Source organism: Mycobacterium sp. shizuoka-1 (assembly GCF_002723835.1).
Lineage (GTDB): Bacteria > Actinomycetota > Actinomycetes > Mycobacteriales > Mycobacteriaceae > Mycobacterium.
In genome coordinates, this window is sequence record NZ_BEWG01000068.1 from 25,578 (window position 1) to 48,749 (window position 23,172).

The window sequence follows — 23,172 nt, forward strand, 5'->3', positions numbered from 1 at the left end:
TCCCGCGCCCCGAGGTTCTGTCAAGTTAACGGTGTAACGGGTTGCCGTAGTGTTACTTTCGACCTTGGGGTTAGTAGTTCAGTGTTGGTCGTCGAGGCTGCGTACGGCTTGGGCGGTGTAGGTGGTTTTGACGGCGCCGCCGGGGGTGGTTTCGACTTTCATGAGCGCCTCGATGCGAACGCGGTCGCCGACGGCCAGGCCATGTGCTTCGTCCTTGCCGATGCGGCCAAGTTTGACCGTAACGGTGTCCCCGTCGTCTTGCTGGATGAGCCAGGAGGAGACGGCGCTGACGGTGAGGTATTCGCCGATGATGTGCACGGGTTGTTCGTCGAGGTTGGCGTTTTCGACGGTGGCGGCGATGTAGGCGGCGGCCGTTGAGGATACGGTGACGCGGCGGGTGGCGTGGGATGGTTGCTGCCAGTCGATTTCGATGTCGAATCCGGCGCGGTCCAGTGTTTTGGACAGGTCGCGTAGGGCCGAGGCGGTACGCGGCCCCATCTCGGCGAGCTGTTGGACGAACCGCGATTGCGCGGGGCTGGGCCCGATGTCGTTGCCGGCGCTGAACACATCGATGGCCGCACCGATTGCGGTGTCGAGCAACTGATCGTCGGTTTCCAGTTCGGCGAACATGCCGACTTTGCCGCCGGCGTGGCCGGTTTCGGTGATCGGTGAGGTCGCCGGGGTGACGGTCAGGATGATCGATCCGGGCCCGGGTGATGCTCTGAGCAGGAGGTCGGTGCGGCGGCGTACATCGGCGTTGGGTTGGCGTCCTAGCGCCTTGTCGCCCTGTTGGGCAGCCCCGACCGCGGTGGCCAGGCGTTGAAATCCGGCCATCACGCGGGCGACCTCGGAGACCCGTGCCGAGGCCCCGGTTACGCCGTCGCCGCTGAGGCGGATGTTGCCACGCGAAGGCAGTGTTCGCCCGAGGCTATCGTCGGCTATTAGGGCCTCGACGCTGATGCGGGATAAGTCATCGGGAGTACTCCAGGCTGGCGTGTCGTCGTCGGTCATCGCCGCCAGGATCGCCGTTTCCATCCGGTCGATGTCATCCTCACTGGTAGTCATCGACGATCACCTCCACATATCCGCAGCGCGGCAGCGCGTCCTCGCGTGCGGCTGGTGAACCCATTGGGCCAGAACGCATTCGCTGCAGGTAATCATCGACCCGGCCTCGTCGCTCCAAGTATTGGGGCAGGTAGCGGTCCTCGATCTCGTTGTCGGGTTGGCAGTGCCAGGCGACGACAGAAGTATCCACCCGTACTCCGACAACGCGACGCAGCGTACCGCGCTGCGCGAACGCCCGCAGGATGTTGGCGCTGGCCGGGTCGAGGTGGGCTTTGGACAACTCCAGGTCCTCGGCCCAATACACACACGACACGACCTCGGGTTCGGGCACCTCGGAGAGGAACCGTCCGTAGAGCCAGCAGGCGTTGACGTGCACGTGGCGACCCAGCAGGCTCGTCGCCGACTCCCAGTCCCGCCATAGGTGCTGCCGGTGCTCGCCGCGTCCGTTGACGAATCGCTGGTAGACCTCGGCCCGGCTCGCCCGGTAGCGACCGGGCGGCAGTAGCCCGCCGGATGGGTCCAACTCCGGAATCACACCATTGCCCCTCCTGCCGCACGGTCTGTTAGCTCTACCCGGCCGCGCGGGCGGGGTGATCGGTGGTGAATCCCGTGAAATCCGACACCGATTCGTGATCGGCTGGGTCCTCGGCGCTGGCCGCGGCGAACAACGCGTCGATCACCTCGTCGATACCGGCCACCGCCTCCCGCGCCGCCTCGACCAGCCGCCCGGCGGAGGCGTGCTCACCACCGGCGGTCAACGCGGTATGGAGGCGCTCCCGCGCGGCCAGCAGCCGGCCAAAGTCGAGCCCCGCGGCGGGTGTCGGTTTGTCGTCGGCGGCGAACGCGCGGATGAGCTCGTCGAGCGCCTTGCGCTGCCGGGTGCTCATCCGCTGCGCTTCCGCCGGAGGCTGATACACCACAGCAGCCGGGGCGCTCACCCCCGCTGCCGCGAACGCGACGTTCTCCGACACGTCGGCCAGGTAGGCGATCGCCCGGATCGATGCATCCGACGGGCGGGTGGCGTAGGTGCCCTGCCGAAGTCGGTTCAGCGTGGCGTGCGAGATATCGTGGCCGGCGCGCTGCGCCAGCTCCGCCAGGCGGCGTCCGGACGCCCCGTCGTGCCGTGTGGCGGCGATCTCGATCAGGTCGATCAGCGACTTGCTGGTCTTTGCCATGGCTTCACACCCACTCCCTCGCTACGCTGGCGCGCGCGTGCGCGCGAGACCCATTGTTGCGACGCGTGGAACACGAGTCAAGCGCAACACGCGGTCTCGGTTACGCCCCACTCGAATAGCAGCTCTGTAATCTGCCTCATGTGTCAGACGGCATTGCGATTGTGAGCGGTTGGCTTCCCGACGGAGCGCCGGTGGGTGACGGCGTCTGCATGCTCGGGCCACAGCCGCTGGCCCAAGGCGTGTTCCAGGCGAGCCAGCGAGCCGATGTCGCACAGCACTGTGCCGGCCAGGATGCGCCCGATAGTGGTGTGCGCAACCCCGCTGGTTACGGCGAGGGCCCGCTGACCGGTAGCGGTCTCGGCCATCGCCGCCCCCAGCGCACGAGCCAGGTGTTGAGCGGCGGACGCCGACGGCGGGGCATCAGCTTTGATGTCGGCATTGGGCCAGACACCACTGGCCACGTAGGCCACCGGCGGTTTGTCGCCGTTGCTGCGCGCCACAGGCCCACCTTATCCCGCAACCCCGCCGCATTCGGGCAAACTGTCGTACCCCTCTGCTCAAATGGTGCATACATGCACCACTGTGGATGGGGGCGGCATGGTCAACGTTTCACCAACGGCGCGGACCCGTGGTGAGCATCGGGGAGCAGTTGCTGTTGCCGCTGGGTTGGGGGCCGGCCATGGCTGACGGCAGCTTGAGCGCCGCGGTGGCGGCCGTGACCGGCGCGTGGATCGCCGACGGAGTGCTGGCAACACAGACCCTCGACAAGTTCGGCTTGCTCGCCCGCCGGTTCGCCCGCTTCGCCGCCGCGCACGACGTCACCACGCTGGCCGGCGTCGATCAAGTGTTGGTCGCGAAATTTGTTGCCGCCAAAGGCCGCACCCGACACGGGACCGTGTCGGAGGCGGCGGTGGCGACCATGCACAACCGTCGCGCCGCGCTGCGCGCGTTCTACCGCACCGCCCGCCGGCTGCGGCTCACGCTCGATGACCCGACCACCGACATCGACATTCCGGGCCGCGCGTCGTCGGCTCAGCGACCCCTCAGCGATGACGAAGCCGCGCTCGTGCGGCTGTTCTCCGAACGCGCCACCCCAACCAGACACGCCGCCACCGCCGCACTGCTGCTCGCCGGCGCGCACACCGGCGAGCTAGGCCACATCAGCGCAGCTGACCTCGATCACCACGCCGCGACGGTGTGGGCGCACGGTTCGAGCAAGCATCGCCCTCGGACCCTGCCCCTGGACACCTGGTCGGTGCGGGTGCTGGGCGAACGCGCGACCCGCCTCGCCGATCCACTTCCTGTCGGTGGCCTCCCACCGGTGTTGTGCACCGGCGCCCACGGCAGCAACGCTCACAAACAAGCCCGCGTGTGCCTGACCGTGCGCGACATCCTCACTCGCGCCGGCCTATCCGACGACAGCGGGGTACGACCCGCATCGCTGACCGCCTACGCCGCGCGCCGCGAGTTCGACCGCACCGGCCGCATCGAGGACGCCGCCCGTCTCATCGGCTCGCCCTCGCTGGACACCACAGCGTCGCTGATCGGCTACGCCTGGCACGACGACGGCGACTCGCCATGAACCGAACGACGAACTCCAGCAAGCTAACCCAAGCCTACGGCGCGCAGCGGATCCAGCAACGCGACCTTCACAGGCGCAACTGCCCCGATGAACTCACCCTGCTTGAGATCGACACCCTCGAAGCCGTCGCCTCCCACGAGGTGATTTACCACCTGGCTGCGATCCTGCCCGTCCACGAGCCCGGAACTCCGGGCCGGCGCCCGCACTACCCGCCGTGGGTGCACGTGCTGCACAAAGCTCTGACCGGGGTTCTCGGCTCGCACAGCAAGGCCGCCCGCGCGATGGCCCACCCCGCCTACTGGCGCTCGATCCGCCATCACGCCGCCGCACACCACGCGCCAAAAGCGCAGCGCAAACCACCACAGCGCTGGCACCACAACTACGCCCAACAGCTGCTCGACGACCACGCAAACGAGTTGCTTAACGCGTTTCGGCCGCTCGCCCGCCGGCTGTCCACCGAACTGGGCTGCCTGGCCCAAACCGCCCCTGTCTCGCACACCAACCCCGCCCGTGGGCAATACGTCGTTGGCGATGGCACTGTGGTGGCCGCACCCGTCCGTAAGGCCACCGCCGACCGGTGGGCCGAAGACGGCGGACGCCGCGTCCACGCCGGCATCGAGGTGCAAAACGGCGAAAGCGACAGCGAATTCCGCTACGGCATCAAGTTCGCCATGCTTGCCACCCGCCCCAACGCCATCCGTAACAATCGAGTCATCCTCGACGTCGACGCCGTCCCAGCGGGCAAAGGCTACGGCGGTGAAGCCCGCATCGCCACCGACATGATCGACCGCGTCGTCGCCGACCCCGACGTCCGCTGTGACGGCCTCTGCTACGACGGCGCCTTCCGCGGCAAACACATCGACCACGCCATGAAACACGGCCTGACCGTGCTCTCACCCATCCACGACGGCACCCGAAAGCCCACCACCCTGGCCCGCCTCGACTGTGCCTGCGGCGAGGTTCACGACCTATGGACTCAAGACGGGCGCATCTGCGAACGCCAGATCCTCGACACCGGCGACACGCATCTGCAACCATGCCCAACCGCCAAGATCTACTCGCGCCGCAACGCCGACGGAAATCACCGGTGGTACATCGAGTTCGCGACTCCCACGTGCGGCACCGTGCAGCGAGAGCGCATTGACACCACCGACGACGACCGCAAGCGTGGCTACAATCGGGCAGAGCACCTGCGCCAGCACGTCAAAACCGAGGACGGCGACAGCGTCTACGACCGCTGCTACGGGTGGCGCGAAGACTCCGAAAGTCTCAACAACACTCTCGACCGCACCCTCTACGGCGGGCGCATGATCGCCTACTCGGCTGTTCGCCAACTGACCGTCATGCTCGGATTCGCCCTGGGCCGCAACGCAATAGCGGCCTACCTGCACCGACGACGACACCCAGACGAGCGAGCAGCCTAACGCCGGCCACCACGACGAGCGACCCCAAGCTGCCCACGGACGCCCACGCGTCGCGTGGCCTTTGTCATGCCCGATACACTCACACCCGCCGGACTCGACAACACGACGCCCACCGTCACGACGCCGACCACGGCACCAGGATGTCCAAGAAGCCGCTGAAATCGCGCCCCGCCAGGGTTTTAGTCAGGTATTCAAGGACGTCCCGGTCAACGGGCAATCGCCCACACATCGGGCAGGTAGCGAACACCGATGGCACCGCACGGCGGCGATGACCAGCGGCCACTCCGTTGTGCAGGCCCAACGCGCACGCCGGGGCGGCGACTACGGCAGATAAATCAGCTTCTCGGGTTGATTCGGCTGTAGAGCAGCCGCTACCCTGAGTATGACCGTGCAAAGTCAACTCCTCTCAGTGGGAGACCCGGGACGCAGAAGTTGCGGTCTGTCGTCCTAACCCAGATCAGCCCTCCGTTTTCGCCGGGGGGTTGGTCTATTTCTGGGCCCGGGTCATCGCTATGAAGATGTCCGATTGACGGCTCCTGGGGTCAGCGCCCGGCTCCGCCATCGCTCACAGAGGCAGCGGCATCACCTCATTCGCCAACCGTGGAGCGTGCTGCGCGCTCATCACCGCCGCCCTCGTTTATCGGTGCAGCCCTCGACGTGGCGGCGCGCTTGCTCGGAGGCCACTGACGGCCGCGCCCAATACACCGTGCGGCCGCGGCTTTCCACGCGTTCGACGACTCCATGTCGACGCAGACGCACCAGCGTCCGGTAGACACCTGACTCGACCGCCCACGCACCGAACCCAGCCTCAAGGGCCCGGTGCCGGAACTCCGCCGTCGAAATCGCCCGCCCGGCAGAGCCGTCGATGACAGCCTGCAGGAATGCACCCAACTCGGCCCTCGGTTCATCGCCGAGGTCAGGGGCGTGATGAGGCTCCCACTGGGCCGTCGCAGTCTGCATTTCTGTGGTCCGGCTATCCGGTGGGTGCGTGCGCGGACATCGCCAGGGGCAGCGGCAACACCAGCTGTGCCTCCGCTGCACCCCGCGTCGGCGTGTAGTCCGCCAGCTCGATCACCTCGGCGCCGACTCCATCACTGCCGCTGCTGTCACCGGCCGGCTCTGGGGCGTCAACGTCCTGCACACCCTGCGCGTCACCGACGCTCTCAGAGCACGCATCACCTGCGGCACGGCGAGACAGGACCTGCGCCACTTCCGCTCCCGGTGAGCGCGCCGGACCGATGTCCAGGCCGGCGATGATGCGTAGTTCCTTGCGGTTGCGTTTCAAGCCGGGGCCTGGCGCCAGCCGATATCCGCCCCAGACGCCATGCTCGGGCTGCGGATCCAGGGTTAGGGCGCGCAGGGCGCAACGGGACTGATAGAAGCACGACCAGCAGTCCGCGGCCGCTTCAGCGTCGGGCAGCTGCCCCTCGGGGAACCAGCGCTCGGGATCACCCTGGAAGCACGGGGTCATCTGCTCGGGTTCAGTGTCACGCATCTGGTGTTTGGTCACCTTGTGCATGGGGGCGCCTCCATCGTGGTGAAGGCGCTGATGAGCGCAGAGTTGGGCACGACAAAGCTCCTCATGTGTCAGAGATTGGTGATCGCCGAAGCGTCGGGGCGTCCAGGCGCGACGAAGACAGCACTTCCTGGTGCGCGGAAATGGTTCCTGTGCAAGCGAATTCGTGATCGAGATTCGTTCCCCGGGTTCGGCTGCTGACGGCCTGCTGGCCGCTTGAGTGCGAACGTGTTACCCGGGGGTGGTTACCAGTGACTCCTCAGCGGGCGCTCCCTCCGGTCTGTGTGACCTAACGCCCCGAACGTATCAAAGCACCGAACACGTTGGCAACATTTACCGAGAAGTCGTTGTGTCGTGCACTTCTGATAGTCGCCTGACCAGTGACATTGCATATGAGCGCTCGGATACCGGGAGCTGCGGAATCAAAGGTGCCAACAAAGTCAGCGTTTGCTCGACGCGACCCTGAATCTCCGTGAACATCGCGAGACGAGCTGACTCGGCCACACCGTCGGCTCGCGCCATCTGCACCGCACTCTCGGCAAATCCCAGGACCGCCTCCGCCATCTGCAAGGTTGCGTCAGCCGCTGGCGGCACCACCCCAGCCCCGGATGTCTCACCACCGGTGATTGCCTCCCGAAGGTCTGATTCGGGAACGCCGTATAGGTCGGCGAGCACCGGACGTAGCGCCGCCGGCGGGGAGTACTTGCCGAGCTCCCATCCCGAGACCGCCGAGGGTGCCACATTGATGCGCTTGGCCAGCGCAGCCTGGGTGAGGCCGGCCGCGATCCTGAAGTGCTTGAGCTCCCAACGCTGCCGCGCCGGCATCTCCAGAAAGTCGACGAGATCGCCACCGAAAAAGTCCACGATCTTGGTCAGCAGCTTCAGCGACGGCGTGGAACGACCGCTATAGAGACTGCTCAGCGTCGTTGGAGTCACGCCCAGGCCGGCGGCGATCGCCTTCTTGGTCATCCCCGCCTTGTCGCAGGCCTCGCGAAATGCTTTGGCGGAGAAAAAGTCAGAAGTATTGTCTGCCATCAGCGGGTCATCCGACCCGGGCAGTCACTGCCGAAGCCGACCAACCTGGTCGCACAGGGAACCGTGGCGCCAGACCGTGACTTCACGAGCCGTGAAGCCTTCAGTAGCCATGGATCGCGGCAGCGCTGCCCTGATCGCCAGCGACATACCTCCCGGCCGCGGCGCGGAGGTCCTCGGCATGTTTGGCGAAGTGTTCGGCCACCGCGGTCCCCGAGGCCAGCATGGCCTGCTGGAATTCGCCGACCGCAGCCGTGAACTCCGCGCCCACCGGTCCGTATCCGGTCTGCATCGCTGCAAGCAGCTCGGCGTCGGGCTGGACGTTGGCTGCAACCTCGGAGGCCACCAGATCGTTGGCCGCCGCGAACTGCAGTATGTCCTGATCATCGACGCGCAGATTCATGGCAAAAAGGCTATAGCTGTAACTCAGCTGCAAGCAAGACCACCCAAAGCGGGCTCCACCAGTATGAACAGGCGCCACGCAGCGCCGGACGCTGATCACGAGTGACTTGACCACCAGGTGTACAGCTCCGCGAGCGCGCGATCAGTCGGCGCTCCGCGCGCCACTACCAGCAGCGAGCGCGCTGTGTCAGTCCATGCCACCGTTGAGGCCTGGGCGTCGAGACCGCAGACCAAGGTGCCGACCGGTTGGCCGGCACCACTGCGACGCCACGGCCCCGGCGTTCACTCACCCATTCGACAATTGTCGAATGGGCGAAGGCGCATTGCGAAAACCGGGGGTGATCCCGCTGCTCACCACACCCGATAGTCGTGGGGTGGACCGGCCTCAAGTTCCACACCTCGGTCGACGGGCATGGTTGCCCACCTTCGGTGGTCGTCACTGGCGGGAAACGAACAACCAGGCAATGCTCGCCAAGGTACTCAGCGGGATCGTCGTGCGGCGTCACCGCAGTCACACGTGGGGGCGGCAGCGCCCGGGGCCTCCACCGACGCTCGACGAAATCCGCCACAAGCAAATTGATCTCGCCGAACGATCCTTCGCGCTACTGTCGCCTACCAGGGGTGATGGGACCACCTTCCCGCCGGCTGCAACACAACGACGACGCGCGAATCCGCACTGTATGCCGAATCAGAGTGATTTGGTCCCCCACCCGGCCTGCGGGTCACGATTGCTGATGGTTGCGGTCAGCGCGTTGATGGTCAGTGCGGGAGTCTGGTTGGAGTCGTCGACGAACCGAAGAACCATCGGCATAATGTATCCAGGACCACCGCGCAGTGCACCTTGCCATTATAGGTTCCGCGGATGGTAATGTCGTTGATTTACAACCGCTTTGGCACATCTCCTCGCACGGCTCGCGTCATATATTCAACGAGTTCCCCGACGCGGCACACTAGCGCACCAGACGTTCGGCGATGTCGGCGTACACCGCACCGAGTTTGTGCGGGGAGCTATGCTGCCGCGACGGGAACCAGCGGCAGACATCGACGCATAGCGACGAGATCGCAACCACGACATCGTCGCCACACTGTGCATGGAACTCGCCGGCGTCGATCCCGTCGGTGATGATGGCGCCGACATACGCCATGGTTTGGCGCCGCAGCGCGGCGATGGACCGGTAGTGCGACGGGGTCAGCCCGTGCAGTTCGTGGTGCACGACGCGCGCCTTCTTGCGGTTCTCCGCATGCCAGATTGTGAAGGTCGCTACCACCGCCTTGAGCCGTTCGGTGTGGTTACCGGACGCGGCCCTGGCCTGCGCATCGGCGCCCTTGATGGCCTGAAGCAAACTGCTGTGGCCGTCGAGGGCGATCGCGTAGAGCAGTTCTTCCTTCGACGCGTAGTGGGGGTAGATCGCAGTGGCGCTCATGTTGAGCCGTTTAGTGATCTCCCGCGTCGAGCTGCCGCCGTATCCGGACTCGGCAAAGACCTCGATCGCCGCACACAGGATCCGCTCCGCGGCGGCGGACGAGGCGAGCCGGTCGGTGGTCATGGCGTGTGAAACTGTACCTCGTTCGTTGACAAGCCCGGCACATCATGCGACATTAACGCACGCTAAGAATATTAGCGCTCGCTAATGTTTTCGTTTCGCGAAAGGGTTCCCCGATGGCCGACTTCATCTCCCGGCGTGACGTCGACTTCCTGCTGCATGAGTGGCTCAACGTCGAAGAGCTGACCGAGCGCAGCCGCTACGCCGAGCATTCGCGCGACACGTTCGACGCGGTCTTGGACCTGTCCGCCGACATCGCCACCAAACGCTTTGCCCCGCACCGCAAGAAGGGCGATCAGGTCGAGCCCACCGTCGGCCCTGACGGCAAGGTCGTGCTCATCGACGAGATCAAGGATGCCCTGGACACCTTCGCTGAGTCCGGGCTGCTGGCCGGGTCGTTCGACGAGGCCGTCGGCGGTATGCAGCTGCCCGCGGTGGTCTCCGAGGCGGCCATGACGTTCTTCCGCGCCGCCAATCCCGCCACCACCTCCTACCTGTTCTTGACCATCGGCAACGCGAACCTGCTGGTCGAATACGGCACCCCCGAGCAGATCGACGCGTGGGTGCGCCCCATGCTCGAAGGAAAATTCTTCGGGACCATGTGCCTGTCCGAACCCGAGGCGGGGTCGTCGCTGGCCGATATCACCACCAAGGCCGTGCCCGCCCGGGACGGCACCTACCGGATCGCCGGCACCAAGATGTGGATCACCGGCGGCGACCACGAGCTTACCGAGAACATCGTGCACTTGGTGCTGGCCAAGGCTCCCGGCGGCGGCCCCGGCGTCAAGGGCATCTCGCTGTTCGTTGTCCCCAAGTACCTCGCCGACGGCACCCGCAACGACGTCGCACTGGTGGGCCTCAACCACAAGATGGGCAACCACGCCACCACCAACGCCCTGCTGAACTTCGGCGACGGCACGCACCAGCCCTCCGGCGAGGGCGGCGCCGTCGGCTACCTGGTCGGCGAGGAGCACAAGGGCCTAGCCTATATGTTCCACATGATGAACGAGGCGCGGGTGGCCGTCGGGCTGCAGGCCACCGCCACCGGATACGCCGGGTACCTGGCCTCGGTCGAGTACGCCAAGTCCCGCACCCAGGGCCGCCCGGTGAACGCCAAGGACCCGTCGTTGCCGCAGGTGGCCATCATCGAACACGCCGACGTGAAGCGAATGCTGCTGGCGCAGAAGGCCTATGTCGAAGGTGCGTTGGCGCTGGGCCTGTACTGCACCCGCCTGGTCGACGAGCAGCGTTCGGGCACCGAACCCGACGGCGCCCGCGCCCACCTGCTGCTGGAGGTGCTGACGCCGATCGCCAAGAGCTGGCCGTCGCAGTGGTGCCTGGAGGCCAACAGCCTGGCCATCCAGGTGCACGGCGGCTACGGCTACACCAAGGAGTTCGACGTCGAGCAGGCCTACCGAGACAACCGTCTCAACGCCATCCACGAAGGCGCACACGGCATCCACGGCCTGGACCTGCTGGGCCGCAAGGTGGTTATGCACGACGGCGCCGGGCTGACACTGCTGGCCGAGCGGATCACCGCGACCATCGACAAGGCCGAAACGCACGTCGGCACAAAGCAGCATGCCGATGCCCTGCGCGGTGCGCTTACCCGGCTGGTCGACATCACCGGCACACTGTGGGCTGCCGGTGATATCTCTGTGACACTGGCGAATTCGACGCTGTACCTGGAAGCGGCCGGCCATGTGGTGATGGCGTGGATCTGGCTGGAGCAGTTGCTGGCCGCCGCGGACGGCGACGGCGACTTCTACGACGGCAAGCGTGCCGCGGGCAGATTCTTCTTCACCTATGAACTGCCCAAGGTCGGCCCACTGTTCGATCTGCTAGCCAGCCTAGATACCTCAACGGTGGATGCCGTACCAAGCTGGTTCTGATACCGCTACCCTGAAACCAGGGTCAGAGTGAGCTCGGATACCTCAATGAGGATGGCCGAAGTTCCGTGGAACTTCGGTGGCGGCCCGGTGAACATCAGGCTGCGTTCACCCGATCGGCATTGTGCATGACGGAGTACGACAGGTTCGGCGGTGGCTCGATTGAGTGCTGCGCGAAGTGCGCAAAGGTGCAGGTGGCCGTTGACCGGCGGAACTGCTTGCAGGCCTTGATCACCCCAGCGGCGCACCAGCGCAGCGCGCATCTGCCCGTCGCGCCAGCGTTTGACGTTGCCGGCATGCTCTCGGCAGATCGAGATCATCGACTCGATGCTGTTGGTCGAGTGCAGCGTGCGGGCCAGGCCGGGCGGCACGCCCAGCCGGAGCACAATCGGCGTCCCGTCGAGCCCCTCACGCACACTGGCCGCCGCACCGGATGGGTGCGCTCGAGTTCTTTGGCCAGAGCCAGCAGCACCGTCCCGCCAGCGCCGACTCCACGTGGTAGGCGTCGGTCATCTTGCGGCCTCGACTCGGCCAGCCCGGCCAGAATGTTCTCCATCGCCATCCTGTCCAGCATCTCGGTCGAGCTGAACAGCTCATAGGGGGCGATCGCCACCTCCCGAACCCATCGGCGGCCCGCACCCGCGAACGGGACACCGGCACCCAACGACCGCCCAATGTCACCGAGGCGCGTTCCTGGCCGTGCCGCACCGCCCGGCGGGCCGCATCGTGGCGCCCGTCGGGCCGGCCAGCCGAGCACGTCGGCTTCCATCAGCTCCCACATGACCTGCAGTGTCCGGCATCCACCGCCATCGCAGCCGACCTTCCTGCACTTTCTCGGCGATCTCTGCCATCGCCACACTGATGGTCGGGTACGCGGCGACGGTCGCATCCACAGACGCCAACGATCAGGCGATGTTGACGGCGCGTCGCTGTCGCTGACGCGGTGATCGCCGTGCGTGGCTGTGTCAGCGGCTTAGCTGCGATGGATGCTGCGCAATTGCCAGATCATCGTAGTCATCCTGCAAAGGGGGACGAAAATGGTCGCGCATCAACGCTGCAGTTAGCAGTCACCGCACCGTGGTGATGCTGAGCTTGCCGTCCGCATGGTAGGCGCGCAGCAGCTTCTTGTCGAACTTCCCTACACTGGTGCGGGGAACCTGCTCGATGAACGTCCACTGTTCGGGAAGCCACCATCGTGGAACCTGTTGGGCCAGCCAGGATTTGATCTCTTGGGGCGCAATGTGGAGTCCATCCTGCAGCACGACCGCAGCGAGGGGGCGTTCCTGCCATTTTGGGTCGGGCACGCCGATTACCGCCGCCTCGAACACGGCTGGGTGCCCGGTCAGGATGTTCTCTAGTTGCACCGATGAAATCCATTCGCCGCCGGATTTGATGACATCCTTGGCACGGTCGGTCAAAGTCAGAAAGCCGTCGGCGTCGATGCGCCCGACATCCCCAGTGCGCAACCAGCCGTCGTGGAATTTGTCGTCGTCGGCACCCTGGTAGTACGCGCCTGTTACCCAGGGCCCGCGGACTTCCAGTTCCCCCACCGCTTGACCGTCGTGCGGCAGCACTGAACCGTCATCGGCGACGAGACGCATCTGGACTCCGCACACGGGGCGGCCTTGGGTCGTTCGCATCTCCTGTGCCCGCTCGGGCGGTGCCGTTGCCGACGGGCGTGCGATGGCGGCCAGCGGCGAGGTTTCGGTCATTCCCCAGGCCTGCAACACCGTGACGCCCAGGCGCTCCTCGAATGCCTCTATCAAGGCGCGCGGCACCGCGGATCCGCCACAGACCACCAGCCGCAGCGATGAGAAGTCGCAGGTGCCGACGCGTCCCGTGTGGGAGAGGACGTCATTCCAGATTGTCGGTACGGCGCCCGCTATGGTCGGGCGCTGTTCGTGCACCATCCGGCTGATCGCCTCGGCCTGCAGGAATCGGTCGGGCATCAGCAGGTCGGCCCCTGCCATCAGCGCTGCGTAGGGCAGCCCCCATGCGTTGGCGTGAAACATCGGCACGATCGGCAAGACGCGATCGCCCTCGCCGATGCCCAGCCCGTTCGTGGTGCATGCGGCCATCGAATGCAGGTATAAGGATCGGTGGCTGTACACCACCCCTTTGGGGTCGCCGGTAGTGCCGCTGGTGTAACACATTGCCGCTGCGGAGGTTTCTTCGACTGCAGGCCAAGGGAACTCGTCACCCTCAGCGGCGAGCAGCTCGTCGTAATGGGCTACTTCGGGGCCGTTGCCCCGCAGCAGCTCGACAGCATCGCCGCCGCCAGTGACCACCACCGCCCGCACCGAGGGCGCATCCGCCAACAGCGGGGCCAGCAGTGGCGTCAGGGACGCGTCGACGATGATGACCGTGTCTTCGGCGTGGTTGACCACGTAGCGGATTTGATCGGCCGAGAGTCGGATATTGATCGTGTGCAGGACAGCACCCATGGCGGGTACCGCGCAATAGGCCTCCAGGTGTTCCTGGTTGTTCCACTGGAACGTGGCGACGCGGTCGTCGCCGGTCACACCGAGACGTCGCAGCGCCAAGGCCAGTTGGGCCGACCGCTGGCCGATCTGCCGGTAGCTTGCAGCGCGAAGGCCCTGTTCGGTGGCGCTGATCACCTGCTTGGCGCCGTGTACGCCGCTAGCATGCGCCAGGATCGAGGCGACCGACAGCGGAGCGGCCTGCATGGTCGAGTGCATCAGCGATTCCGCCCGCCACAAGCGATGTCGACCTTCACAGTTCGAGGTCGCTGCGGCCGTCGGCGGCCAGCATCGCGGTGTAGGTGGGAAAGAGCAGTTTGGCGGTGGGGACGAGCTTGATGACTTTCTGCACCGGGCCCTTGGCGCGGACCTGACCCTTGGCCATGGCCAGCGACAGGTTCACTTTGCCCTGCCAGAATCGGTTACCGGTGTCTGCCGACATGAACAACTCGACATCGGGTGTGATGTCGGTGGCGCCGGCGAGCACTGTTGCGTTGGGAAGGTCCACCGTCACAATCGCCTCGGGATCGGTGTAGTTGATTTGCAGCACAACACCCGAGGCGGACAGCTTGGGCCCGATGTCGGGATCTGCTAGGCCCTTCTCGAACACCCCGCCGATGTATTTGTGCACCTCTGCCTCGTCAGTGAAAACGCCCATGGCGGTGATCCTTTCGTGTCGTTGATCGCCAAAGCTGGAAGATCCGGGCTAGTCCAAGCCGATCCACACGGACTTGGTTTGGGTAAAGCCGAGCAGGGACTCCTCGCCAAGATCGCGCCCGTATCCGGACGCCTTGTAGCCACCGAACGGTGCCGCGGGGTCCAACACGTTGTACAAGTTGACCCACACAGTGCCAGCCTGAAGCTCCCTGGCCACTCGGTGCGCGCGTTTGAGGTCGTCGGTCCACACCCCCGCTGCCAGTCCGTACGCGCTGGCATTGGCCCGGCGCACCGCCTCGGCTTCGTCGTCGAAGGTCAACACCGACAGCACCGGCCCGAAGATCTCCTCGGTGGCGATCGTCATGGCGTCGTCGACGTCGGTGAAGATGGCCGGCGTCAAGAAGTGGCCGTGACTCAGTGCGCCGCCGGGTCGCTGGCCGCCGCAGAGCAGGGTGGCGCCTTCCTGGGTGCCGGCGCGCAGGAAACCTTCAACGCGGTCGCGCTGGGTGGCTGAGACCAGGGGCCCCATCTCGGTGCTGTCATCGAGGCCGTGACCGAGCTCGATCGCCCGGGCCGCGGTCTCCAGCTCGGCGAGCAGTTCGTCACGCACGTCGCGGTGAACGAACAGGCGCGACCCTGCACAACACACCTGCCCTTGGTTGAGGAAGATGGCGGCCAGTGCCCCCTGGGCCGCGGCTTTGAGGTCGGCATCCGGGAAGACAATGTTGGCTGATTTGCCACCCAGTTCCAGGGTGAGTTTCTTGATGCTGGGTGCGCTGGCGGTGATTATCCGGCGACCGGTTTCCGTCGAGCCGGTGAACGACACTTTGGCCACCCGGGGGTCTTCGATGAGGGCCTGACCGGCGGAAGAACCGAGCCCGGTGACCATGTTGAGCACACCCGGAGGTAGTCCTGCCTCGAGAGCGATCTCGATCAGCCGCAATGCGGTCAGCGAGGTGTGCTCTGACGGCTTGAGCACGACCGTGTTGCCGGCGGCCAGGGCGGGCGCCACCTTCCACGACGCGATCAGCAGCGGAAAGTTCCACGGCACGATCGCGCCGATGACGCCCAGCGGTTCCCGTTGCGTATACACCAGTGCCTCGCCCACCGGCGGTGAGACGGGCAGGGTCTGGCCGCCAAGTTTGGTTGTCCAGCCACCGAAGTAGCGCCAGATTTGACTGACCAAGCCGATATCGATGTACAACGATTCCGTCAGCGGTTTGCCGTTGTCGAGCGTCTCGAGAGTGGCGAGTTCCTCGGCATGCGCCTCGATCGCGTCGGCGACGTCGAGCAGTATCCGGCCGCGGGCGGCCGGGCTCAGGCGACGCCAGTGTTCAAATGCCTCGCTCGCCGCGTCGACCGCCCGCGCCACGTCGATCGGACCACCCGCTGCGATGGTGGCCAATACGGCGCCGGTCGCCGGATCGGTGGTCACAGCCTCGGCTCCGTCGGCGGCCCCAAGCTTGTCAGCCCCGATGACGATGCTCGCCGACGCACCACGCAAAAACGTTTGCAGCGTCTCAGGTATGTCGATTGATAGCGTGGTCATCACAATTCCTTTGTTTGTCTGCATGTTTGTTGAACAGCGCGGCAAGCCCGCCGCGCTCTAGGTGGGCGCTCTGTGCAGTGTCCGGTGATGACTCACCGGACTCGGGTCTAACATGGTCACGGCCGGGATTGTCCGACTACGTTCCGTTCACCGGCAAAAGACGTCGATACGGCAGGTCTTGGTCACCGACTCTTCGCCAGCGGTGTCCATGTGGTGCGCATGAGTCTCCTGGAGCCGCTACGTTTCCCGGGCTCAGCGCGCGAACCATGCCCGAATCCTGGTCTCGCGAACGGCTAGGTGACCGTCCGAAGGCCCACTCAATAGCGGATGACGCCGCGGATATTTCTGCCCGACCGCATGTCCTCATAACCCTGATTGATGTCCTCCAGGTCGTACTCGGTGGTAATGAGTTCGTCGAGCTTCAATTGGCCGAGAGCGTAGAGCTCCAGCAACCGCGGAATATCGTGCTGGCCGTTGGATGAGCCGAATAGCGATCCACGGATCTGCTTTTCATATAAAGTCAGCTCGAGAAGGTTTGTCGTGATAGTGGTTTCCTCCGGGTGTCCGATCGCGGTGACCACGACGCGACCCCGCTTACCGATGAGACTCAGTTCTGGACCCACCTCGGCGCCCTCAGCGACACCGGTGGTGACGATGCAGACATCGGCAAGCCTGCCGCGGGTCAAGTCGCTGATCGCGTTCCACGCCTCATCGATCGATGAGGCGGTATGCGTGGCACCGAACTCATAAGACTTGGTGCGCTTGAACTCAACTGGGTCCACCACCATGATCATGCGGGCACCGGCGATGCGCGCTCCCTGGACCGCGTTCATGCCGATGCCGCCCGCCCCGATGACCACGACCGCGTCTCCCGCCCGCACCTCACCGGTACGCACTGCACTCCCGAAACCGGTGGTCACCCCGCACCCCACCAATGCAGCGGTATGCAGGGGAATATCGTCATCGATCTTGACCACCGACGCGGCAGGAACGACGGTGTACTCCGAAAACGTTCCGAGCAAACACATTTGACCGACGTCTTCGCCCCGCGCGTGAAAACGGTAGGTTCCGTCGAGTTGCGGTCCCAGCATCACCGCGGCGCCGGAGTCGCAGAGGTTCCCGATGCCGCGGGCACAGTAGGAGCATCGCCCGCAAGCGGGCAAGAACATCATCACGACGTGATCGCCCTCGGCGATATCGGCGACATTGGGTCCCACCGCTTCGACAACGCCAGCGCCCTCATGCCCGCCCACCAGTGGGTATGGAAAGGGAAGGTCGCCAGTAACGAGGTGTTCGTCGGAATGGCATAGACCGCTGGCGGCCAACTTGACGAGCACCTCGCCCTCACCGGGCGGATCCAAGTCGATCTGCTCCACCTGCCACTTCTCGTTCTGGCCCCACAGAACCGCAGCCTTCGTCTTCACTATTGATTCTTCCTCACATGTTGAATGTTGTGTGCCCATCGTCACAACGACGTGGCGCACATACCAGTGCCACCCGTGCCATCAGTGGCCCACGAGTGCCACGCAGATCGAGCACGCCTCGCGCAGCCTTGCACGGCGCCGCCGCGCGGGGGACGCCGGGCCGAGCAGGCAGGGGAGAGGGTCCCCGCCGCCCGGGGGAGTGCTGCGCGACTGGCAGGCAGGTGTCACAGATACGGAAGACTCTCGCCGATCCCGCTGGCCTTGAGCCGCAGCAATGGCGGCGTCACGCTATCTGGCTCTCAGAGTCGGCTGCGTGCGACCAGATTCGCGTCGCTCACTAACGCAGCTAAAGTTTGGGCGAACGGGCCAGGCGCCGAGCCTGGTAATCGCTGATGTCTAGCAACCCGAACTTGCCCGCCAGGGCAGCAGCGCTGATCCGGTTGCTTACGCCAAGCTTGTTCAGCAGCGTGGCCACCATGCGCTTGGCGGTTCGTTCCGAGACCAGCAATCGGTCGGCCATCTCCGCGTTCTCCAGCCCTGCCGCCAGCAACGTCCACAACTTCAGGTCCTGATCGGACAAATGCTCTAGCACTTCACTCGGGGGTCGGCGGGTCTGGGTCAGGAGGTCATCGAGGACGGCGCCATCGACAACCCGCATGCCTTCGGCGATCGTCCACAGAGGGCCCGCCAGCGCTTCGGGCCGTGCGGTCTTGGGCAGGAAGCCGTCGGCTCCGGCACGCAACGCTTCTTCGGCCAGGTCGAGATCATCGGTGCCCGACAGCGCGAGGATCCGGGTCGTGGGGCTACGGCCCTTGATGTGGCGGATCGCAGCCAGTCCTCCCAGCGGGGGCATGGTCAGATCAACGATCGCGACGTCAGCGGCGCAATCGGCGACGAGGTCGGCCGCCTCCTCGACATAGCTGGTTTGGCCCCCCACGGTGAAGATGTCCCCCCATTCGCGGGTGAGCAGCAAGGCTAGTCCCTGCGCAAACAGTTCGTGGTCATCGACGATAGCCACGACGATCCCCTTCCGGCCGCCGCTAGGCTTCATTGTGACGATGTTAGCCGCACCCCCCAGGATAAGGTCGATGAGACTGCATAACCGGGTCACCGCACTTGTCGACGGTGACGAATACGGACTGGCCCGCGTTGTGGTGGCAGTCCGGATGGCGGTAGTGGCGTCAGTCGGGGTGCTGGTGCTTGTGGGACCCGCCTGGGTTCGCCAGCACGTGCCCGCGGTTGTGGGCATTCTGATTGCGGCGACGGTGTACGCAGTGGTGCTGCTGGCCAACCCGAAATTCGAGGCGCGCCGCACCCGGTACTCCTGGGCGGTCGCCCTGGCTGACAGTGCCATCACCCTTGCCTGGATCGCCGTCACCGGTGGACCACATAGCCCGGTGGTGGCGGTACTTCCCCTGGTCGTCATCGCATCGGCGGCCCGGCTGTCATTCATCGAGACTCTGCTGTTATCGACGCTTTTGGGTCTGGCGTACACCGCGGTGATCGTGCCCTCTTCATCGACGCCAGCAACGGCGCTCACCCCTTGGCTCCAGGCCAGCTGGTGGGCGCTGTACCTGTTGTTCGCGGCGGTTCTCACCGCGGGCCTGTCTACCTTGGCGGAGCGCGAACACCGCTCCAGACTGCGCGCTCTAGTCGAAGCCGAGACCCAGCACGCCGCGGCCGAGGAGGAACGCGATCTGCGCTCACGGCTGCTCACCTCTTACCAGTCCCAACAGGACGGGCTGCAGGTGCTGGTGCACGAGTTCCGAACCCCCGTCGCCTCGCTGGAGGCACTGCTCGATGCACTGGCCGGCATCTCACCGATGACGGACGCCGACCGCAGCACCAGCCTGCAGCTGGCCAGCCGACACACCCGCCATGTCGTCGACATGCTCGACGCACTCTCCGACGTCGCGCTGAGCCGACGCCCCACCTTTTCTGGGGGCAGGATACGCCAAGTCGACGTCGCGGACATCGTCACCGCAGCAGCCGATGCGGTAGGCCTCACTGCGCCACGCCTACAGCTTGCGATGACCGCCGACCTGAGTGCTGTCGCGATCAACGCCCAGGGATTGCGTCGGGTGCTGACCAACCTGCTCGAAAACGCAGCCCGCCACGGCCGCGGCGGGCCGGTCGACGTCACGTGCAGTCGACACGGCAACGACCTCGTCATCGCCGTCGCCGACCGTGGCCCCGGAATCCCCGACGAGGATCTGGGAGAGCTGACAGCAAAGTACGTCAGTGCCGGCGGTCAGCGCGGCACCGCCGGTCTGGGACTATGGATCGTGCAGCAGATCACCGACGCAATGGGCGGTCGGGTGAATTTCGCCGCTCGCGCTGGTGGTGGGCTCGTCGCGACCTTCCGTGTTCCGCTGATCACCGCGCCGCAACCAGACCCGCCCCCCGCTCCGCGCTGGTAGTCCGGACAACTTTGCGCGGGCCTCGTCGGCCAGTTGTCGGCGCCGCCAACGGCACGCAGCCCACTGGCCCACGCTGGCGTGATCATGGGAACGAAAGGGCGGCAGTCACCATCGCAATCACGATTCGCAATGTCCGGCGCAGCATGACGATCGGCTCCAGCCCGTCTGCGTGGGCACCGGATCGCCCCGGCAGCAACTTCGCCGATCGGCGGTAGCTCGAATGTCCGGTGCGGCTTACGTCCGCATCCGGCCTCTTCCCGACGTGGCCCGCAGGGGTCATGACGTGGCCCGCGGGCCACTTGTCGTCGGCCTCCTCACTTATCACCCTTAATGGTGTTGAGGGTCACATTAAGCCGCGCGGGGTGCACGTCGAGGTGGAACAGCTCGGCGCGCACAACGGTTGGGGCGAGACATGTTTCCGCTCATGCGCCCATTTTTCTGTAGAGCACCAGGTTGAGAAGGGACCAACATGACCGAAATGACGGTGGCCGCCAGCGACGCGACGAACGCGGCGTACGGGATGGCCTTGGAGGACATCGATGTGAGCAATCCCGTGCTGTTCCGGGACAACACCTGGCATCCCTATTTCAAACGCCTGCGCGAAGAGGATCCGGTTCACTACTGCAAGAGCAGCATGTTCGGCCCCTACTGGTCGGTGACCAAGTACCGCGACATCATGGCAGTCGAGACCAACCCGAAGGTGTTCTCGTCGGAGGCTAAAAGTGGCGGCATCACCATCATGGACGACAACGCCGCAGCATCGCTTCCCATGTTCATCGCCATGGATCCACCGAAACACGATGTCCAGCGAAAGACCGTGAGCCCGATCGTGGCGCCCGAAAACCTTGCCACCATGGAATCGGTGATTCGCCAGCGCACCGCGGACCTCCTCGACGGATTGCCGATCAATGAAGAGTTCGACTGGGTGCATCGGGTGTCGATCGAATTGACCACCAAGATGCTGGCGACGCTGTTCGATTTTCCCTGGGACGACCGCGCCAAGTTGACGCGCTGGTCGGACGTCACCACGGCGTTGCCCGGTGGCGGGATCATCGATTCTGAAGAACAGCGCATGGCCGAGCTGATGGAGTGCGCGACGTATTTCACCGAGCTGTGGAACCAGCGCGTGAATGCCGAACCCAAGAACGATCTCATCTCGATGATGGCCCATTCGGAGTCAACACGACACATGGCGCCCGAGGAATATCTCGGAAACATCGTGCTGCTGATCGTCGGCGGCAACGACACCACCCGCAACTCGATGACCGGCGGTGTGTTGGCCCTGAACGAATTTCCCGACGAATACCGCAAACTGTCCGCCAACCCGGCGTTGATCAGCTCTATGGTGTCGGAGATCATCCGGTGGCAAACACCTCTTTCGCACATGCGTCGTACCGCATTGGAAGACATCGAGTTCGGCGGCAAGCACATCCGCCAGGGCGACAAAGTCGTGATGTGGTACGTGTCCGGCAACCGGGACCCCGAGGCCATCGACAATCCCGACACATTCATCATCGATCGCGCCAAGCCCCGCCAGCACTTGTCCTTCGGGTTCGGCATCCACCGCTGCGTCGGCAACAGACTCGCCGAACTACAGCTCAACATCCTGTGGGAAGAAATCCTCAAACGGTGGCCGGACCCACTGCAGATCCAGGTTCTTCAAGAACCGACCCGCGTGCTCTCACCGTTCGTCAAGGGCTACGAATCGCTGCCCGTGCGCATCAACGCCTGATGATCCACACCGGCGTGACCGAAGCCGTTGTGGTGGTCGGTGCCGGCCAGGCTGGCGCACAGACAGTCACCAGCCTTCGACAAAGAGGGTTCGAGGGGCAGATCACCCTGCTCGGCGACGAGCCGGCGCTGCCCTATCAGCGCCCCCCACTGTCGAAAGCCTTCCTGGCCGGCACCCTCCCGCTGGACCGCCTGTACCTACGCCCTGCGGCGTTCTACCAGCAAGCCCAGGTCGATGTCATGGTCGACACTCGGGTGAGCGAGCTCGACACCGAAAACAGACGCGTCCGGCTCACCGACGGCCGCGCTATCAGCTTCGATCACTTGGTGCTGGCCACCGGCGGCCGCCCCCGCCCGCTGGCCTGCCCTGGTGCCGATCACCCCCGCGTCCACTACCTGCGAACAGTGACCGACGTAGACAGGATCCGCTCCCAGTTCCATCCCGGGACACGGCTGGTCCTGGTGGGCGGTGGTTACATCGGCCTTGAAATCGCCGCGGTAGCCGCAGAACTCGGGTTGACCGTGACCGTCCTCGAAGCACAAACCACCGTCTTGGCACGGGTCACCTGTCCGACGGTGGCCCGCTTCTTCGAACACACTCACCGGCGAGCAGGAGTGACGATTCGGTGCGCAACGACAGTCACACGCATCCACGACAGCTCGTCCACCGCACGCATTGAACTCGATAGCGGCGAGTACATCGACGCAGACCTCGTCATAGTCGGGATAGGATTGCTCCCCAACGTCGACTTAGCCTCAGCAGCTGGGCTGACATGCGAAAGCGGCATCGTCGTGGACAGCCGTTGCCAGACGAGCGCACCTAGCATCTACGCAGCTGGTGACTGCACCCAGTACCCGAGCCCCATATACGGCCGACCACTTCACCTCGAGTCGGTGCACAACGCCATCGAACAGGCCAAAACGGCCGCCGCAGCGATCCTCGGCAGAGACGAGCCGTTCCGTCAAGTCCCCTGGTTCTGGTCAGACCAGTACAACATCAAACTACAGACGGCCGGCGTCAACGAAGGTTACGACGACGTGATCATCCGGGGTGATCCGGCCTCAGCATCGTTTGCAGCCTTCTACATGCGCGCCGGGAAACTGCTGGCCGTCGATGCAATCAACCGGCCGCGCGAATTCATGGCGTCGAAAACCCTTATCGCCGAACGCGCAGAGGTAGACCCGACGCAACTCGCCGACGAGAGCCTCCCCCTCACAGCCCTTGCGGCGGCGGTCAACGGCCCTACCCGCGCAACGTCCCCAACCTCCCTCTAACCCACTG

19 protein-coding genes and 1 pseudogene are annotated in these 23,172 nt (G+C 65.0%); 6 read left to right on the top strand and 14 right to left on the bottom strand.

From position 1 onward, the window contains the following. Window positions 1-78: 78 nt before the first annotated feature. The 4 genes from MSZK_RS32665 to MSZK_RS33130 all read right to left on the bottom strand — a co-directional run bounded on the left by MSZK_RS32665 (window position 79) and on the right by MSZK_RS33130 (window position 2,740). Window positions 79-1,065: a hypothetical protein gene (locus MSZK_RS32665; RefSeq protein ID WP_233211414.1), complete on the bottom strand. Its 987-nt coding sequence runs from the start codon at window positions 1,063-1,065 to the stop codon at window positions 79-81. Then, the gene (locus MSZK_RS20220) at window positions 1,052-1,600 is read right to left on the bottom strand and encodes a hypothetical protein (protein ID WP_095785369.1); all 549 of its coding nucleotides are present in this window, start codon (window positions 1,598-1,600) and stop codon (window positions 1,052-1,054) included. Before MSZK_RS20220 ends, MSZK_RS32665 begins: the two co-directional genes overlap by 14 nt. A 34-nt stretch (window positions 1,601-1,634) precedes the next feature. After that, a complete protein-coding gene (locus MSZK_RS20225; protein WP_095785368.1) occupies window positions 1,635-2,240 on the bottom strand; it encodes a hypothetical protein in 606 nt (201 codons plus the stop codon). A gap of 143 nt (window positions 2,241-2,383) precedes the next feature. Then, window positions 2,384-2,740, bottom strand: coding sequence for a hypothetical protein (locus tag MSZK_RS33130; protein ID WP_095785367.1), 357 nt, complete (start codon window positions 2,738-2,740; stop codon window positions 2,384-2,386). A 131-nt stretch (window positions 2,741-2,871) separates the two neighbouring features. On the opposite strand from MSZK_RS33130, the gene MSZK_RS20235 reads away from it, so the two are divergent. Continuing rightward, window positions 2,872-3,822, top strand: a complete 951-nt coding sequence (locus MSZK_RS20235) for an integrase (RefSeq protein ID WP_233211415.1) — start codon at window positions 2,872-2,874, stop codon at window positions 3,820-3,822. Then, window positions 3,819-5,246: a hypothetical protein gene (locus MSZK_RS33135; RefSeq protein ID WP_226519342.1), complete on the top strand. Its 1,428-nt coding sequence runs from the start codon at window positions 3,819-3,821 to the stop codon at window positions 5,244-5,246. The genes MSZK_RS20235 and MSZK_RS33135 overlap by 4 nt, the downstream gene beginning before the upstream one ends. A 973-nt stretch (window positions 5,247-6,219) precedes the next feature. Here MSZK_RS33135 and MSZK_RS20250 read toward each other — a convergent pair. The 4 genes from MSZK_RS20250 to MSZK_RS20270 all read right to left on the bottom strand — a co-directional run bounded on the left by MSZK_RS20250 (window position 6,220) and on the right by MSZK_RS20270 (window position 9,743). Then, window positions 6,220-6,741 (bottom strand): WhiB family transcriptional regulator, encoded by a 522-nt coding sequence (locus tag MSZK_RS20250; RefSeq protein ID WP_233211416.1) that lies wholly within the window; start codon window positions 6,739-6,741, stop codon window positions 6,220-6,222. Window positions 6,742-7,095: 354 nt separating this feature from the next. Further along, a complete protein-coding gene (locus tag MSZK_RS20255) occupies window positions 7,096-7,797 on the bottom strand; it encodes a helix-turn-helix transcriptional regulator (RefSeq protein ID WP_087083930.1) in 702 nt (233 codons plus the stop codon). A 100-nt stretch (window positions 7,798-7,897) separates the two neighbouring features. After that, the gene (locus MSZK_RS20260; RefSeq protein WP_198344639.1) at window positions 7,898-8,197 is read right to left on the bottom strand and encodes a type VII secretion target; all 300 of its coding nucleotides are present in this window, start codon (window positions 8,195-8,197) and stop codon (window positions 7,898-7,900) included. A gap of 949 nt (window positions 8,198-9,146) precedes the next feature. Further along, window positions 9,147-9,743 carry a TetR/AcrR family transcriptional regulator gene (locus tag MSZK_RS20270; RefSeq protein WP_044524776.1) on the bottom strand — a complete coding sequence of 199 codons (597 nt, stop codon included), beginning with the start codon at window positions 9,741-9,743 and terminating at the stop codon, window positions 9,147-9,149. Window positions 9,744-9,856: 113 nt separating this feature from the next. Between MSZK_RS20270 and MSZK_RS20275 the strand changes: the two genes are divergently transcribed. Next, the gene (locus MSZK_RS20275) at window positions 9,857-11,632 is read left to right on the top strand and encodes an acyl-CoA dehydrogenase (protein WP_099250437.1); all 1,776 of its coding nucleotides are present in this window, start codon (window positions 9,857-9,859) and stop codon (window positions 11,630-11,632) included. A gap of 158 nt (window positions 11,633-11,790) precedes the next feature. Here the strand turns inward: MSZK_RS20275 and MSZK_RS32100 are convergent. The 6 genes and pseudogenes from MSZK_RS32100 to MSZK_RS20305 all read right to left on the bottom strand — a co-directional run. Further along, a pseudogene (locus MSZK_RS32100) lies at window positions 11,791-12,492 on the bottom strand (IS256 family transposase); the annotation flags it as partial. Window positions 12,493-12,696: 204 nt separating this feature from the next. Continuing rightward, window positions 12,697-14,328, bottom strand: a complete 1,632-nt coding sequence (locus tag MSZK_RS20285) for a long-chain fatty acid--CoA ligase (RefSeq protein ID WP_099250438.1) — start codon at window positions 14,326-14,328, stop codon at window positions 12,697-12,699. 34 nt (window positions 14,329-14,362) lie between these two features. Then, the gene (locus tag MSZK_RS20290) at window positions 14,363-14,767 is read right to left on the bottom strand and encodes an SCP2 sterol-binding domain-containing protein (protein ID WP_006438776.1); all 405 of its coding nucleotides are present in this window, start codon (window positions 14,765-14,767) and stop codon (window positions 14,363-14,365) included. A 48-nt stretch (window positions 14,768-14,815) separates the two neighbouring features. Further along, window positions 14,816-16,315, bottom strand: coding sequence for an aldehyde dehydrogenase (locus tag MSZK_RS20295; RefSeq protein ID WP_087140121.1), 1,500 nt, complete (start codon window positions 16,313-16,315; stop codon window positions 14,816-14,818). A 317-nt stretch (window positions 16,316-16,632) separates the two neighbouring features. After that, window positions 16,633-17,739: an NDMA-dependent alcohol dehydrogenase gene (locus MSZK_RS20300; RefSeq protein ID WP_099250439.1), complete on the bottom strand. Its 1,107-nt coding sequence runs from the start codon at window positions 17,737-17,739 to the stop codon at window positions 16,633-16,635. 346 nt (window positions 17,740-18,085) lie between these two features. Next, window positions 18,086-18,790 carry a response regulator transcription factor gene (locus MSZK_RS20305; protein WP_099250440.1) on the bottom strand — a complete coding sequence of 235 codons (705 nt, stop codon included), beginning with the start codon at window positions 18,788-18,790 and terminating at the stop codon, window positions 18,086-18,088. Window positions 18,791-18,827: 37 nt separating this feature from the next. Between MSZK_RS20305 and MSZK_RS20310 the strand changes: the two genes are divergently transcribed. The 3 genes from MSZK_RS20310 (at window position 18,828) to MSZK_RS20325 (ending at window position 23,165) form a co-directional block, all read left to right on the top strand. After that, on the top strand, window positions 18,828-20,159 hold the full coding sequence (locus MSZK_RS20310; protein WP_099250441.1) for a sensor histidine kinase KdpD: 1,332 nt from the start codon (window positions 18,828-18,830) through the stop codon (window positions 20,157-20,159). A 478-nt stretch (window positions 20,160-20,637) separates the two neighbouring features. Beyond that, on the top strand, window positions 20,638-21,891 hold the full coding sequence (locus MSZK_RS20320) for a cytochrome P450 (protein WP_233211417.1): 1,254 nt from the start codon (window positions 20,638-20,640) through the stop codon (window positions 21,889-21,891). After that, the gene (locus MSZK_RS20325) at window positions 21,891-23,165 is read left to right on the top strand and encodes an NAD(P)/FAD-dependent oxidoreductase (RefSeq protein ID WP_099250444.1); all 1,275 of its coding nucleotides are present in this window, start codon (window positions 21,891-21,893) and stop codon (window positions 23,163-23,165) included. Before MSZK_RS20320 ends, MSZK_RS20325 begins: the two co-directional genes overlap by 1 nt. The last annotated feature ends 7 nt before the right edge of the window (window positions 23,166-23,172 follow it).

Coding starts and splice junctions, on each gene's coding strand:
- MSZK_RS20290 (WP_006438776.1), bottom strand. CDS start 14,767: ATGGGCGTTTTCACTGACGAGGCAGAGGTGCACAAATACATCGGCGGG.
- MSZK_RS33135 (WP_226519342.1), top strand. CDS start 3,819: ATGAACCGAACGACGAACTCCAGCAAGCTAACCCAAGCCTACGGCGCG.
- MSZK_RS32665 (WP_233211414.1), bottom strand. CDS start 1,065: ATGACTACCAGTGAGGATGACATCGACCGGATGGAAACGGCGATCCTG.
- MSZK_RS20285 (WP_099250438.1), bottom strand. CDS start 14,328: ATGCACTCGACCATGCAGGCCGCTCCGCTGTCGGTCGCCTCGATCCTG.
- MSZK_RS20295 (WP_087140121.1), bottom strand. CDS start 16,315: ATGACCACGCTATCAATCGACATACCTGAGACGCTGCAAACGTTTTTG.
- MSZK_RS20260 (WP_198344639.1), bottom strand. CDS start 8,197: ATGAATCTGCGCGTCGATGATCAGGACATACTGCAGTTCGCGGCGGCC.
- MSZK_RS20305 (WP_099250440.1), bottom strand. CDS start 18,790: ATGAAGCCTAGCGGCGGCCGGAAGGGGATCGTCGTGGCTATCGTCGAT.
- MSZK_RS20320 (WP_233211417.1), top strand. CDS start 20,638: ATGACGGTGGCCGCCAGCGACGCGACGAACGCGGCGTACGGGATGGCC.
- MSZK_RS20275 (WP_099250437.1), top strand. CDS start 9,857: ATGGCCGACTTCATCTCCCGGCGTGACGTCGACTTCCTGCTGCATGAG.
- MSZK_RS20225 (WP_095785368.1), bottom strand. CDS start 2,240: ATGGCAAAGACCAGCAAGTCGCTGATCGACCTGATCGAGATCGCCGCC.
- MSZK_RS20310 (WP_099250441.1), top strand. CDS start 18,828: ATGAGACTGCATAACCGGGTCACCGCACTTGTCGACGGTGACGAATAC.
- MSZK_RS20255 (WP_087083930.1), bottom strand. CDS start 7,797: ATGGCAGACAATACTTCTGACTTTTTCTCCGCCAAAGCATTTCGCGAG.
- MSZK_RS20325 (WP_099250444.1), top strand. CDS start 21,891: ATGATCCACACCGGCGTGACCGAAGCCGTTGTGGTGGTCGGTGCCGGC.
- MSZK_RS20270 (WP_044524776.1), bottom strand. CDS start 9,743: ATGACCACCGACCGGCTCGCCTCGTCCGCCGCCGCGGAGCGGATCCTG.
- MSZK_RS20250 (WP_233211416.1), bottom strand. CDS start 6,741: ATGCGTGACACTGAACCCGAGCAGATGACCCCGTGCTTCCAGGGTGAT.